Origin of the sequence: Corallococcus terminator, assembly GCF_003611635.1 — a bacterium.
GTDB classification, from domain to species: Bacteria; Myxococcota; Myxococcia; order Myxococcales; family Myxococcaceae; genus Corallococcus; species Corallococcus terminator.
Map to the genome: position 1 here is coordinate 22,986 of NZ_RAVZ01000015.1, position 13,585 is coordinate 36,570.

The following is a 13,585-nucleotide window of genomic DNA, read 5'->3' on the forward strand; positions in this document are numbered from 1 at the left end:
GGCGTCGCGCGGGCCGCTAGACGCGCCAGACGCCGGCCACGGACTCCATCCGTTCGGCCACGCCGCGCAGGGTGTGCGCCATCCGCTGGGTGCCCTGCGTGGCCTGGAGGGTGTCGTCCATCATCCCGGACAGGTCGGTGACGGCGGTGAAGATCTGCGCGATGCCCGCGTTCTGCTGGATGACGGCGGCGGCGATCTGCTGGGCCGCTGACGCGTTGTCGTGGATGATCTCCGTCAGCGCGCGCAGGCTCTGGCCGCTGGCGTGCACCTGGGCGAGTCCCTCCTCGGAGCGGCGCTGGCCTTCTTCCGACAGCGCCACGGTGGCGTGGATGCCGCCTCGGATGTCGTCCAGGATTTCGCGCACCCGGCTGGTGGCCTGGATGGACTGGTCCGCGAGGCTGCGGATTTCACGCGCCACCACGCTGAAGCCCTTGCCGTGCTCGCCGGAGCGCACCGCTTCGATGGCCGCGTTGAGCGCGAGCATGTTGGACTGGTCCGCCAGGTCCTTCACCGTCTGGGTGATGCCGCCAATCTGACGCGTGCGCTCGTTGAGCGAGGAGACGCCTTCGGCGAAGCGCACCCCGTGGTCGCGCAGTTGTTCGAAGCCGCCCAGGCTGGCCTGGAGCGTCGCCTCTCCGGCGCTGCCCACCTCGCGCGCCCGGGACACCAGTCCGAGCACCGCCTGGGAGCGATCCGCGGCGAGCTGGGAGGTCTGCTGGATTTCCTGCGCGGTGACCTGCGTCTCCTGGAGCGCGGCGCTCTGCCGGGTGAGGTTGCGCTCCTGCTGCTCCGTGGCGCGGGTCAGCTCCGCCACGGTCTGCCCCAGCACCCGGGTGCCCTGCTGGAGGCTGGCGGTGGATTCACGCAGGTGATCCATCATCCGCGAGAAGGCGGAGGCCAGCTCCCCCACTTCGTCCTGACGTCCGTGCAGCGCCACCTTCTGGGTGAGGTCGCCTTCGCGCACGACGCGGGACACGAGGCCGCTCAGCGTGGTGATGGGCCGCGTCACGCCGCGCGCCAGGGCCCAGGCGGCCAGGATGGCCAGCAGCAGGAGCGCGACCACCGCGAGGACGCTGAGCTTCAGGAAGCTCCTCAGGGGCTGGAAGGCCTCCTCCGCGTCCATCGCCGCGACGAAGCGCCAGTGGCGGCCCGCCTCGGCGAGCTGGGGGGCGTCGAAGGCCTGCGCCCGCACCGTCCGCGACGGTTCCGGGACGCCCTTCGCCCTGGAGCTGTAGAGCTGTCCGCCGTCCCGGTCGAGGATCTCCAGGGTGAAGCTGCGCTGGCCCCGCTCCTTCGAGCGCTGGAGCGCGCCCGCGACCACCTGCTCCAACTGGTTCCAGTCATACGCCGCCAGGAGGACGCCCACGCGCGCGCCGGAGATGGGGCTGAGCACGGGCAGCGCCAGGGGCATCACCGGGCGGCCGAAGAAGGGGTCCGTCCGGGTCAGCGCGGCGGTGAGGATGGCCGGGTCCAGGCGGTCCTTCAGCGCGGCCTGGAACCACGGCGAGGCGAGCACCCGCGCCTCATGGCCCTCGAAGGCTTCGCGCAGGCCAGGGCGGCTGACGGAGACCACGCGGCCGTCCTCGGTGAACAGCACCAGCCCCGCGAAGCTCTCGTGGCGGCCGTTCAGGGTGGCGAGCACCGCGTCGCTCTTCGCGTAGGTGCCGAACAGGAGGGCGCCGCGCACGATGGCGTCCTCCGTCCACGCGCGGGCGTTCGCCTCCCGCTCCTGAAGCGACGACTCCACCAGGTCGCGCAGCCCTTCGGCCTCCACCTGGAGGACGCCCTGGACCTGCTGCTCCACGGTCCGCCGGATGACGTGGATGCCCGCCGCGAGGACAGGCGTGAGCGCGGCGACGAGCAGCAGGCACACCCACAGCGTGAGGCGACCCCTCAGTTTCAAGCCGGACAGCAGGCGCATGGGAGCATCCAGGGGAGCGGTGAGCGGATCAGAGGTCGAGCAGGGACAGGCCCACGGTGAGCGCGCCGATGACCTGGGCGCCGTCGCGGACCGGAAGGGAGACCTGGATGACGTAGGCCTGCGAGGACTCGTCGAAGAAGGGGGCCTCCCGCAGCTCCGGTCCGCCCCGGCCCCCGGCGTAGGTGAGGCGCCACTTGTCCTCGTCGCCCTGCCAGTAGTCCGACGTGCGCCGGCTGGCGCAGACCAGCGCGCCCTGGCCGTCCATGGTGAAGGCTTCCGCCATCGCCTGGCCCAGCCGCTTCTGCGCCCGCTGGAGCGCGCCCGTGCACGGAGCCTCCAGCACGGTCTGCTTGAAGGGCGTGAGCGCCGGGGTGGCCATCCACTCCGCGTCGTGACGCTGGAGGGTGGTGAAGGGCATGCGGCGTGCGTTCTGGTCACGAATGGCGCGCACCACCTCCGGGTCGCCGGCCAGCCGTCGCAATTCCGGCATCACCGCGTCCACCTTCCGAAGTTGCGCGGCACCGTCCGGAGGCAGCGTCCCCCAAGACGCTACCGCCAATCCCATCCAGAACATGGACATCCACACTCCCCCAAGACCGTGAAAAACAGTCGAAAAAAGTGTGACACGAATGTGCTTCCACCGTCACGCAGGCAGGCGTTGATTTGTTTTATTCGAGGTAAGCGTGTTTTGAGCGCATGTCTCATCCGTATGGATTGAGGGGGGGCGGGACTGCATGGACCCGCCTTCCTGGCTGCGTATCCCCCGTGCCCGGGTCGTCGCCGACTTGAGGATGTCAGGGGTAGGGGGCATCCTTGCTTCCCATGGGCGACGGAAACGGGCGGGGTAGGGGGAAGCCGGCGACGTATGCCGACCTGGTGGATGTGCCTCCGACGAAGGTGGGGGAGATCATCGAGGGGGAGTTGGTCGTCAGTCCGAGGCCGGCGTCACGCCACACCCGGGCGGCATCCCGGTTGGGGGCCTTGTTGGATGGCCCCTTCGATCGAGGGCGTGACGGCCCCGGGGGTTGGCTCATCCTGGATGAGCCGGAGCTGCGCTTCGCGGGCTCGGGTGATGCCCTGGTGCCAGACCTCGCGGGATGGAGGCGTGAACGGATGCCGCGCATGCCGGACACCCCTGTCTTCTCCCTGGCGCCGGATTGGGTCTGTGAAGTGCTTTCCCCGTCGACGCGTCGGTGGGACCGGGGACCGAAGATGCGCATCTACGCGCGCGCGGGTGTGGAGTGGTTGTGGTTCATCGAGCCACTGGAGGAGGGATTGGAGATCCACCGACTGCGCGATGGCCAGTGGGGGCTGGTCAGCGTGCATCTGGGGAAGGGCACCGTGCATGCAACGCCTTTCGATGCGGTGCCCCTGGAGTTGGACGCGCTCTGGGAGCGCTGAGCCACCCCTCGTTCAGGGCAGCTTCGGTCGGATGATGCGGGGCGCGTCCGGGTTCACGTCCAACAGGCGCACGGAATCACCCTCGCGCACGGTGCCCGCCTTCAGCACGCGGGCGAGTTGACCCCTTCGGCCCCAGCTCTCCTGGAGCAGTCCGGGGCGCAGCGCATCCAGCTTCCAGCACGGCACGCACGGCTCGGTCAGCTCCACCACCACCTCCGCGCCCAGCGCCAGCCGCTGGCCCGGCGGCAGCGCGTCCAGCGCCAGGCCCTCCACCAGCACGTTCTCCTTGAGCGCGCCCACGGGCACGTCCAGCGCGGTCCGCTGCGCTTCGTCCACGAGCAGCAACTGGCGCTTGTGGCCCACGGTGCGTCGCTGGTGGCGGTCCCCTTCGAAGCCGTGCTGCTCCACGGCCCGGGCCTCGGGGACCTGTCGCATGGGGGTGTTGCGCTCCTGGGCCAGGAAGAGGGCGCGGATGGTGCCGGAGGGGCTCACGGCGCGACACTAACGCCCGCGCGCTTCCTGCGTGAGGAGCAGGCGGGGCTGCACGGGCCTGCCTTCCCAGGCCCCGAGCGTTGGAGATACGGCATCCGCCCTCCACTCAGGCCTGCCGTGCCGGGGCGGGGGTGTTAATCGCGGCAGCGACGCCGTGCGACTCCCCTCCTCGCGAGGGGGACCGGCGCCTGGACATCGTTGTTCCCTGATGGGGAGGCCGCACCGTGAGCACGAAGAATGTTCGCATCGAGAAGGACACCTTTGGTCCCATCGAAGTCCCCGCCGACCGGCTCTGGGGCGCGCAGACGCAGCGCAGCCGTCAGAACTTCGCCATCTCCAGCGAGCGCATGCCCGCGGAGCTCGTCCACGCGCTGGTGCTCGTGAAGAAGGCCGCCGCGCTCGTGAACCAGGCGAACGGGTCGCTGCCCCAGGAGAAGGCCCAGGCCATCGTGAAGGCCGCGGACGAGGTGCTCGCCGGCAAGCATGAAGAGGAGTTCCCCTTGCTGGTGTGGCAGACCGGCAGCGGCACCCAGACGAACATGAACTGCAACGAGGTGCTGGCCAACCGCGCCTCGGAACTGCTGGGCGGCGAGCGCGGGGAGGCGCGCAAGGTCCACGCCAACGACGACGTGAACAAGGGGCAGAGCTCCAACGACGTGTTCCCCACCGCGATGAGCGTGGCCGCCGTGGAGGCCGTGGTGAAGCACGTGCTGCCGGAGCTTGCGGCCCTGCGCGACGTGCTGGCGCAGAAGTCCCAGGCGTTCCAGTCCATCGTGAAGATTGGCCGCACGCACCTCCAGGACGCGACGCCGCTCACGTTGGGCCAGGAGTTCAGCGGCTACGTGGCGCAGTTGGAGCGCGCGAAGGGTCACATCGAAGCTTCGCTGCCGCACCTGCTGGAGCTGGCGCTGGGCGGCACCGCCGTGGGCACCGGCCTCAACGCGCCCCCGGGCTACGCGGAGGGCGTGGCGGCGGAGATCGCGAAGCTCACCGGCCACGGCTTCGTCACCGCGCCCAACAAGTTCGAGGCGCTGGCCGCCAACGACGCGCTGGTGCAGGCGCACGGCGCGCTCAAGGGGCTGGCGGCGGTGCTGTTCAAGGTGGCCAATGACATCCGGTGGCTGTCGTCCGGGCCGCGCTCGGGCATCGGGGAGATCAACATTCCGGAGAACGAGCCGGGCAGCTCCATCATGCCGGGCAAGGTGAACCCCACGCAGAGCGAGGCGCTCACCATGCTGTCGGCCCAGGTGATGGGCAACGACGTGGCCATCTCCCTGGGCGGCGCGTCCGGCAACTTCGAACTCAACGTCTTCAAGCCGCTCATCATCCAGAACTTCCTGCAGAGCTGCCGGCTCCTGGCGGACGGCATGCGCAGCTTCCGGCTGAACTGCGCGGTGGGCATCGAGCCGAACCTCCCCCGCCTCCAGGAGAACCTCCAGCGCAGCCTGATGCTGGTGACGGCCCTCAACCCGCACATCGGCTACGACAACGCGGCGAAGATCGCCAAGACGGCGCACAAGCAGGGCAAGACGCTCAAGGAGGTCGCCGTGGAGCTGGGCCTCGTCACCCCCGAACAGTTCGACCAGTGGGTCCGCCCGGAGAAGATGACCGGAAACCTGTAGGCCCCACGCAAGCCGGCCCGGGGGACGCTGCGCCTCCCGGGCCGACGTGGGCTCGTCTTACGGCATGGGCAGGGCCCACAATTCGCGGCCCTCCTCTGGGGTCCACGCGGGGAAGTAGATGCGGTTGCCGGAGGGCACGATCCGGCTGTCCGGCGCGGAGGACGCGGGCCCTGCCGCCAGGTCCGTGACGCGCATGGTGTTCCCGGGCGTGCCGTCCGTCTTCCAGAGCTCCAGGCCGGTGGCGCCGTCCGACGCGGCGAAGAGCATCGGGCCTCCGGGCCTGCTCTCCACGAGCCGGCTGGGGGTCGCCACCACGCCGCCACCCGAACTGGCCCGCAGCAGGACGGTGGCGTTGGCGCCCCGTCCGTCCACGCGCCACAGGGCGTAGCCGTTCGTGGGGGTCGCGGCCCAGAACAGCAGGTGGTCTCCCTGCGCCGTCAGCTCCGCGGGCCACAGCGGCGAGCCCACCGGACCGAACGTGCCCACCCGCTCCAGGGTCCGCCCGTCGCTCATCCAGAGCTGGGGTGCTTCGTTCGGGGGGACGCGGGCGAAGAAGAACGTGCCGCCCACGCTCGTGCCCGGAGACTCCAGTCTCGTGTCCGCGCCGGCTGCGTCACCGATACGGACCGTGCCTTCGGGCGTGCCGTTCGTCTTCCACAGCTCGATGCCGTCCGTGCCCACCAAGGCCCAGAAGAAGAGCTGGTCGCCCACGGCGACGCCCGACAAGGCGCTGAACCCGCTCGCGCTCGGGGCCGTCAGCCTCACGGTGCCCGCCTCGGTGCCGTCCGTCGTCCACAGCGAGCAGTTGTCGAAGTCCTCGCTCACCTCGAAGAAGAGCCGGCCGCCCACGGACATCAGCGTCGTGGCCAGGAAGGGGGTGAGCCCGGCCTTCACCCGCACGGTGCCTTCGAGGGTGCCGTCGGTCCTCCACAGCTCGTCCGGGGTGGGATACTTCCGGGGCGACATGGCCAGGAAGTACGCCTGCGCTCCCACGACGAGGGGGCGGGAGGTGAAGACACTCGGGCCCTGGGGACGCGGGGTGACCCACTGGCCCAACGCGGACGAAAGCAGCGCGGCCTTCCCGGAAGCCGCGTCGTAGCCCCAGAGCGCGAAGGGCACCCCCAGGGACGGGGCCTTGGAGGTGAACAGGAGCCGTCCGTTCACGGCGGTGAGGTTCTCTGGGGACAGCCGGACGCTGTCATTCGTTCCCGTCGAGGGCGGCTTTGCCTGCACCGTCCCCTCCTTCGTGCCGTCGCTCTTCCACAACTGCCAGAGGCCGGCGATTTCGTCGGGCTGGGTGAAATAGAGCGCCCCGTTCACGTCCACCACGTCGGCGCCCTGGTCGAAGGACCCCTGGGGACGCGGGGGCGGCTGGGAGAGCAGGGACGCCGGCCCGGACTCGCCGCCATGCGTCCACAGCTCGCCCGTCACCGTGATGAGGTACAGGGAGCCCCGCTGGAGCATGAGGCCCAGCGGCGAGGGGAGCGGATCCGACACGGCCCGCGCCACGGCCGTCGCTTCCGCGCGCCAGAGCCGCAGCCCGGTTTCGCCCTGCGTGGAGGCCAGGAAGAAGAGGGCGCCGTCGGTGGCGATCATCGTGCCCCCGGTGGGGGAGGGGTCCTGCGGCGCGTCACCGATGCGGCCGTTCATGCGCGTGGTGCCCGGGTCGGTACCGTTCGTTCGGAACAGGCGCGGCGGCTGCTCGTCGGGTCTCGCGACGAAGTAGAGGTACGGGCCCTGGAACGTGAGCGCGGTGGGGTCGCAACCCGCCGCTCCCGGACCCAGGTCGGAGACGAGGACGGTGCCCCCGGGCGTGCCGTCCGTCTTCCACAGCTCGGTTCCCGTCTGGACGTCCGAGGCGGCGAAGAACGCCGCGCCGTCCCTCGCGACGAAGCCCTGCTGCGCGGTGGAGTCGGTCCGGGGCGGCGCGAGGCTCTTCAGTTGGAGCGTGCCGGCGGGGGTGCCGTCCGAACGCCACAGCGCCAGCCGGGTCGCGGAGGTGGTGTCCTTCGCCCAGAAGAGCACCTGGTTTCCCACCGTCGTGAGCTGCTGAAGGGCGAAGCCTTGCGCGCCGGGGAACGCCAACACGGCGCGCGTTCCCTCCGGGGTGCCATCCGTCCTCCACAGCACGGGGTCCCCCTGGGCGGTCCGGGCCGTGAACAGCAGCGCTTCCCCCAGCCGCGCGGCGCTGGCCTCCTTCATGAGGATGCGGGCCCCGGAGGGCGTCCCCACCCTTCGGGTGCCCTCCGGCGTGCCGTCGCTCGTCCAGAGGGCGGCCTCTTCCTGGCTGCCCTGGACGTCTGGCGCCGCGAAATAGACCCCGCCGCTCCTTGCGACGACGAAGGCGGGACGCTGTGGCAGCGACACGAGCTGCGTGGTGCTCGCCAGGGTGCCCCGGGTGCGCCACAGCGCGAACAGGTTCACATACTCCAGGGTCTGCGCCGTCCGGGCCGCGAAGAAGACGGCGTCGTCCACCCGGGTGAGCTGTCCCGGCTCGGACCCCATGTTCCCGGGCATCAGGTCCAGCAGCAGCGCGGTCCCCTGGGTCGAGCCGTCGGTCGTCCAGAGCTCCCGCCCGTGGAGGGCGTCGTCCTGGGTGAACAGCACGGTGGGGCCCAGGTCCACGAAGTCGCGGAGCAAGGTCTCCCGCACGCCCGGAACGACGCCCGTGCTCCCGTCCCGCACGAGGACCGCGTTCCGGGGGCCCTCGGGCTCCGGTTTCGGGCCAGGGTCCGGGGTCTTTCCACATCCCACCCCGAGCGACAGCACACACATCAGCGACAGCGACGCCTTCACGTTCGTCGACCGCACATCCCCTCCGGGGCTGGCCAGCGGCGCACAGTCCACCACGGGGGACTGACCCCTCCAACTCCGCCCAAGCGTGGGACAGCGCACGCTCCGGCAAGAAGGAGGGAGCGCGCGGGCGCGGGGACGATTAGGGTACGTGGGCCATGAACGTCCCCTTCGTCATTGAGACCACGCACCGCGGCGAGCGGGCGTACGACCTCTACAGCCGCCTGCTCAAGGACCGCATCATCCTCCTGGGCACGCCCATCAACGACGATGTGGCCAACCTCATCGTCGCCCAGCTCCTGTTCCTGGAGTCCGAGGACCCGGACAAGGGCATCAACCTCTACATCAACTCCCCCGGTGGCTCCGTCACCGCGGCGCTCGCGATGTACGACACGATGCAGTACGTCAAATGCCCCGTGTCCACCATCTGCGTGGGTCAGGCGGCCTCCGCGGGAGCGCTGCTCCTGCTGGCGGGCTCCAAGGGCAAGCGCTACGCCCTGCCCAACGCCCGCATCATGATCCACCAGCCGCTGGGCGGCGCGCAGGGGCAGGCCACGGACATCGACATCCAGGCCAAGGAGATCCTCCGCCTGCGCGCGTACCTCAACGGCCTGTTCGTGAAGCACACGGGCCACACCATCGAGCGCATCGAGAAGGACACCGAGCGCGACTACTTCATGAGCGCCGAGGAGGCCCGGCAGTACGGCCTCATCGACGAGGTCGTGGAGCGCGCGGGCATCCCGACGCCCAAGTAGTTCCTGCTGCCCCGGCGGCCGGGAGAGCACTTCCCGTGCCGTCGTTCCGGTCAAGCATGCGCTGGCCGGACGATTCGCAACTGTCCCACAGTGCCGCTTGACGTTGGCGTGCCCACTGTCTGGTGATGGTGCCCCGCTCTGTGATTGCCGCTCTCCTGCCTGCCCTCCTGGCGGGTGTTGGTTGTGCCATCGGACCCACGGGGCGTCCGCCCGTGCCTCCCGCGTCCGCGTCCGTGCAGGCGGAGCTGGGCGAGCGCAACGTCGTCGACGCGGGCGCGGAGTACGCCCGTCAGAACGGCATCCTGCTGGCGGAGGGCGGAGAGGCGGTGCGCATCCGCCCCAACTACTGGCGGATCCGCTTCGCGCTCCCGCAGGAGGGTTCCGGCAAGCTGCTGGAGCTGGACTTCGATGAGCTGGCGCAGCGCGTGACGGGCTCCCGCCGCCTGGACATCACGCCCACGTTCGAGCCCACCTCCAGCACCTGGAAGCCCAGCGACGCGAGCCCCGCGACGGGCGGTTCGGGTCGCTGAGCACCGCGAGGGTTACGGCAGCAGGGTGATGCGGTCGAGCGCCGGGGCCGGCAGCGGGTTTGACTCCGTGCTCTTCGCGGTCAGGTACGCCTCCAGCGCATCGGAGTCCACCGCGCCTCCCAGCAGGTTCGTGCCCTCCGTGAGGACGGTGAAGCCGTCGCCGCCCGGCGCGAGGAAGCTGTTCACCGTGACGCGGTAGCTGGCGGCGGGATCCACGGTGGTGCCGTTGATCTGGATGCTGGCGGGATCCACCTTGGAGCCCAGGGGCGCTGACGCGCTGAACGCGTAGGAGAAGCCCGCGGACGGCAGGAGGATACGGGTGGCCGTGCCGGCGCGGAACTGCTGCTCCAGCAGACGTTCAATCTGCGCGCCCGTGAGCGTCAGGGTGACCAAGCTGTTGCCGAAGGGCTGCACGGTGAAGGCCTCGCCGTAGGTGATGGAGCCGGTGTCGCTGGGGTTGGCCGGGTCGCGCACGAGGTCGGCCCTCACGCCGCCGGGGTTCATGAAGGCCACCACGGCGCCGCCCAGGCTCGCGGGCTTCGTGGCTTCCAACTGGGCGTCCGCGATGACGAAGCCCATGGCGGACTGTCCGGTGGGGTCCTTCTGGATGTCGCCGCGCAAGAGCGTCTGGGCAATCCAGCCGATGACGCGGCCCTCCAGCGGTGCCGTGAGGCCCTTGTAGCGGGCCACCAGCTCGGTGACGGTGGGGTCTGGCGTCACGGTGCGGGTGACGATGACGTTCTGGGCCTGGACCTTCGTCACGGCGCCCGTCTTCGCGTCCAGGGTCAGGTCGATGTCCGTGAGCAGCCGACCCACGGACGCGGCGCTGGTGACGAGCTTGCCGCTCAGCGAGCAGTTGTAGGCCTGATGGGTGTGGCCGCTGACGATGACGTTCACGGCGGCGTCCAGCTTCTGGGCGATGTCCAGGATGGGGCCGGAGATGCCCTTGCACTCGTTGTAGAGCGAGTCGAGCGCGGGCGTTCCGCCTTCGTGCACCACGACGACGATGGCGCCCACGCCCTGGGACTTCAGCTCCGGCACCAGCGCGTTGACGGTCTCCACCTCGTCCTTGAAGGTGAGGCCGGCGATGCCCGACGGGGTGACGATTTGCGGCGTGCCTTCCAGCGTCATGCCGATGAAGGCCACCTTCACGCCCTCGAAGGTGCGCACGTCGTAGCGCGGGAAGAAGGTGCGGTCCGCTCCGGTGGCCACGTTGGCCGCGAGGTACTTGAACCGCGCGCCCTCGAAGCCGGTGCCATCCTGGCAGCCGTCCACCGGATGGCAGCCGCCAGCCTGCATGCGCAAGAGCTCCGGGCCGCCTTCATCGAATTCGTGGTTGCCCACCGCGGCCAGGTCCAGGCCCGCCTGGTTCATGACCTCGATGGTGGGTTCGTCGTGGAAGAGGGCGGAGAGCAGCGGCGTGGCGCCGATGAGGTCACCGGCGGAGACCACCACCGTGTTCGGGTTCTTCGCGCGCAGCTCCGCGATGTGGCGGGCGAAGTACACAGCGCCGCCCGCGTTCACGCGGTCCGCGCCACCGTCCGGGAGGGCTGCCGTGATGATCTGTCCGCCGGTGCCGCCCGCGGGATCCAACTGCCCGTGGAAGTCGTTGAAGGCGATGATCTTCACGGACACCGTCGCGGCGGTGCCTCCGTCGTCTTGGGTTCCCGCGTCGGTGCTGGTGCCCGCGTCGGTCTCCAGAGGTGGCCGGGGGACGACGGCCTGGCAGACGTGTTCGACGCAGGTCCAGCCCTGGCCTTCCGGCGCGGGGTTGGCTTCTTCGCAGTCGAAGGCGTTGACGCATTCGTGGTTGCCGCAGCCGCCGTGCAGGACGAGCAGCAGGCCCGTGACGAAGGCACCGGCGAGGAGGAAGACGCTGGGACGTGGGACATCCCGCGCGGGGGGAACGGAAGGCTGCATCGAGGCGGCTCCTGGATTCGGGCAACGGAGGAGCGACCGTGACGCGGTTTCCCTCCGGAGGGCGGGGACCCTGGCACCGTCGCATGGCGCCCGCGTGAGGGCTGGGTCGCGAATGGGTGCCGTCCGACGGATGTGACGCGAACGACACGCGGGTACGACTCAGGGGAGGGGAGGCTCCTGGCACCACAGCAGCTCCGCGACGCCGTCCACGCGACCCCAGAGCACGGCCTTCTGGCGGAACAGCCCGCCCATGCGTCGGGCCTCGTCGCGCGACATGCCGGGGACGAAGAGGCTCTCCTCGAACCAGCCCCGGTCGTCCGCCACGCCCACGGCGGACACGGGCGGATGGCCGCTGGCTTCGAGCAGGTCGAGCAAACCGCGCTGGAGCCGCGCGTTGGTCCGGGCGGACCGCGCCCGTGCGTGCGGATTCCACGCGGTGAGGAAGGCCCACGACGTGTGACCGTGCGCGGTGAGCGCGGCGTCGAGCCTCGGGTGCGGGGCACCCACGCGCAGCACGTGCTTCACGTCTCCGACACCAGGGTGCGCGCGCACGATGTAGCCGGTGGCCCGGAAGGCCTCGCGCAGCGGTTCGTCACCCATCGCGGCCCCTGGTTGCTCGTGCCCTTACGGGGCCGTGCCCTGGGCGCTCGCGCCCTGCGGAGTCGTGGGCGCGGCCGGGGGGGCTTGTGGCGCCGCGGTCGGAGTCGTCGCGGCGGTGGGGCTCGTGCCGCCCTGGGGATTCGCGGCGGTGGGGTTCACGGGCGCGGCGGTGGTGCCCTGCGGATTCGTGGGTGGCGGCGTCGCGGCGGGCGGCGTGGCGGCCTGGGTGGGCGCGGTCGTCGGGGCCGAGGGCGCCGCGAGGGGCGGCAGGGCCGGATGCCCCACGAGGAGCGCGGGCGGAATCTGGCTGGCCGAGATGGGGTCCTGCTGCGCGGTCCTCCACGGCACTTCGGGCCACCAGCGCTCCGTGGGCGGCGCCTGCGGCAGGAAGTCCTGCCCGAGCCGGGGCGAGGTGATGCTCACCCCGTCCTGCTTCGCGGCCACCAGCGAGCGCTCCAGGGGCTCCGTCCAGCCGTGGGTCGCCAGCGTGACGAGCCCCCAGTGCACGGGCAGCATCACCCGGCCGCGCACCAGCCGGTGCGCGAGCACGGCCTGCTCTGGCCCCAGGTGCCAGTCCGGCCAGCCCGCGCCGTACTGGCCCGTTTCAATCATCGTCAGGTCGAAGGGCCCCAGCTTCGCGCCAATCTCCTCCATCGCGGGGAACAGGCCGGTGTCGCCGGAGTAGTAGACGCGGTGTTCGGCGCCGACCAGCGCCCAGCCCGCCCACAGTGTCTTGTTCTGCTGGAGGAACCGGCCCGACGCATGCCGCGACGGCGTGCACACGATGTCCAACCCCTTCACGCGCGTGCGCTCCCACCAGTCCAGCTCCACGATGCGCGCCGCGGGCACGCCCCAGTATTCCAGGTGCGCGCCAATGCCCAACGGCACCACGAAGGTGGTGTTCCAGTCCTTCATCGCGGTGATGGTCGCGAAGTCCAGGTGGTCGTAGTGGTCGTGGGAGATGACCACCGCGTCGATGGGCGGCAGGTCGCTGAGCGCGATGGGCGCGGGGAACCAGCGCTTCGGGCCAATCCACCCCAGCGGCGAGGTGCGCTCACCCCACATCGGATCCGTGAGCACGCGGTGCCCGTCCACCTCCACCAGCGTGGACGAGTGTCCCAGCCAGGTGACGCGCAGCCCGCCCGGCGGCGGCGTGGCGAAGCGCTTCGGGTCGATGGGGGGCACCGTCAGCGGCGTCTGGGGCGCGCTGTCGGGGCTCGAATCGAACATGGCCGACAGGGACTCTTCGAAGTGGTTGATGATGGGCTGCGGATTGACGAAGCCACCGTCCTTCCACTGCGGAGACTTCTCCATCCGCTCTCGCCGTGCGCCATGCGCGCCCTGGCCAAAGGACTCCCACCCGTCGAAGACGACGACGAGCAGGAAGGCGCTCAACAGCACGAGCCCCCAGCCCAGCACGCGCAGCAGCTTGCTTCCCCAGGAGGAACCCTGGGGGCCGTGGGGCGGAAAGGCCGTGCGGAAGGCGCTCTGGCGGGCCTTGTCTGCGGCCCGGATGGGCCCGGCGTTCATCTTCATGCCCGGACCCTGATG

11 protein-coding genes are annotated in these 13,585 nt (G+C 70.6%); 4 read left to right on the top strand and 7 right to left on the bottom strand.

Annotated elements, in window-relative coordinates; genetic code table 11:
- Positions 1-16: 16 nt before the first annotated feature.
- Positions 17-1,921 carry a methyl-accepting chemotaxis protein gene (locus D7V88_RS04060; RefSeq protein WP_120539268.1) on the bottom strand — a complete coding sequence of 635 codons (1,905 nt, stop codon included), beginning with the start codon at positions 1,919-1,921 and terminating at the stop codon, positions 17-19.
- Between the two features lie 28 nt (positions 1,922-1,949).
- Positions 1,950-2,501 carry a PDC sensor domain-containing protein gene (locus D7V88_RS04065; protein ID WP_244237967.1) on the bottom strand — a complete coding sequence of 184 codons (552 nt, stop codon included), beginning with the start codon at positions 2,499-2,501 and terminating at the stop codon, positions 1,950-1,952.
- A gap of 242 nt (positions 2,502-2,743) precedes the next feature.
- Here D7V88_RS04065 and D7V88_RS04070 point away from each other — a divergent pair, with 242 nt between their 5' ends.
- Positions 2,744-3,322, top strand: coding sequence for a Uma2 family endonuclease (locus D7V88_RS04070; RefSeq protein ID WP_120539269.1), 579 nt, complete (start codon positions 2,744-2,746; stop codon positions 3,320-3,322).
- A gap of 12 nt (positions 3,323-3,334) precedes the next feature.
- Here the strand turns inward: D7V88_RS04070 and D7V88_RS04075 are convergent, their stop codons facing one another.
- The gene (locus D7V88_RS04075) at positions 3,335-3,814 is read right to left on the bottom strand and encodes an MOSC domain-containing protein (RefSeq protein WP_244237968.1); all 480 of its coding nucleotides are present in this window, start codon (positions 3,812-3,814) and stop codon (positions 3,335-3,337) included.
- Between the two features lie 224 nt (positions 3,815-4,038).
- On the opposite strand from D7V88_RS04075, the gene fumC reads away from it, so the two are divergent.
- The gene (gene fumC / locus D7V88_RS04080) at positions 4,039-5,436 is read left to right on the top strand and encodes a class II fumarate hydratase (protein ID WP_120539270.1); all 1,398 of its coding nucleotides are present in this window, start codon (positions 4,039-4,041) and stop codon (positions 5,434-5,436) included.
- A 57-nt stretch (positions 5,437-5,493) separates the two neighbouring features.
- On the opposite strand, the gene D7V88_RS04085 is transcribed toward fumC, so the two are convergent.
- Entirely contained in the window at positions 5,494-8,247 is a 2,754-nt protein-coding gene (locus D7V88_RS04085; RefSeq protein WP_147448605.1) for a hypothetical protein, read from the bottom strand.
- A 140-nt stretch (positions 8,248-8,387) separates the two neighbouring features.
- On the opposite strand from D7V88_RS04085, the gene clpP reads away from it, so the two are divergent.
- On the top strand, positions 8,388-8,984 hold the full coding sequence (clpP, locus tag D7V88_RS04090; protein WP_120539272.1) for an ATP-dependent Clp endopeptidase proteolytic subunit ClpP: 597 nt from the start codon (positions 8,388-8,390) through the stop codon (positions 8,982-8,984).
- A 212-nt stretch (positions 8,985-9,196) separates the two neighbouring features.
- Entirely contained in the window at positions 9,197-9,514 is a 318-nt protein-coding gene (locus tag D7V88_RS04095; RefSeq protein ID WP_244237969.1) for a hypothetical protein, read from the top strand.
- Positions 9,515-9,526: 12 nt separating this feature from the next.
- Here the strand turns inward: D7V88_RS04095 and D7V88_RS04100 are convergent, their stop codons facing one another.
- The 3 genes from D7V88_RS04100 to D7V88_RS04110 form a co-directional block, all read right to left on the bottom strand.
- Complete coding sequence (locus D7V88_RS04100; RefSeq protein ID WP_120539274.1) at positions 9,527-11,434, bottom strand: bifunctional metallophosphatase/5'-nucleotidase; 1,908 nt, start codon at positions 11,432-11,434, stop codon at positions 9,527-9,529.
- A 159-nt stretch (positions 11,435-11,593) separates the two neighbouring features.
- Positions 11,594-12,034, bottom strand: a complete 441-nt coding sequence (locus tag D7V88_RS04105) for a DUF3293 domain-containing protein (RefSeq protein WP_120539275.1) — start codon at positions 12,032-12,034, stop codon at positions 11,594-11,596.
- 24 nt (positions 12,035-12,058) lie between these two features.
- Positions 12,059-13,570 (bottom strand): MBL fold metallo-hydrolase, encoded by a 1,512-nt coding sequence (locus D7V88_RS04110; RefSeq protein WP_279635980.1) that lies wholly within the window; start codon positions 13,568-13,570, stop codon positions 12,059-12,061.
- Between the last annotated feature and the right edge of the window lie 15 nt (positions 13,571-13,585).

Excerpts from the sequence above, each read along its gene's own strand:
- D7V88_RS04070 (WP_120539269.1), top strand. The coding sequence starts at position 2,744 with ATGGGCGACGGAAACGGGCGGGGTAGGGGGAAGCCGGCGACGTATGCC.
- D7V88_RS04110 (WP_279635980.1), bottom strand. The coding sequence starts at position 13,570 with ATGAAGATGAACGCCGGGCCCATCCGGGCCGCAGACAAGGCCCGCCAG.
- D7V88_RS04060 (WP_120539268.1), bottom strand. The coding sequence starts at position 1,921 with ATGCGCCTGCTGTCCGGCTTGAAACTGAGGGGTCGCCTCACGCTGTGG.
- D7V88_RS04105 (WP_120539275.1), bottom strand. The coding sequence starts at position 12,034 with ATGGGTGACGAACCGCTGCGCGAGGCCTTCCGGGCCACCGGCTACATC.
- D7V88_RS04065 (WP_244237967.1), bottom strand. The coding sequence starts at position 2,501 with ATGTCCATGTTCTGGATGGGATTGGCGGTAGCGTCTTGGGGGACGCTG.
- clpP (WP_120539272.1), top strand. The coding sequence starts at position 8,388 with ATGAACGTCCCCTTCGTCATTGAGACCACGCACCGCGGCGAGCGGGCG.
- D7V88_RS04100 (WP_120539274.1), bottom strand. The coding sequence starts at position 11,434 with ATGCAGCCTTCCGTTCCCCCCGCGCGGGATGTCCCACGTCCCAGCGTC.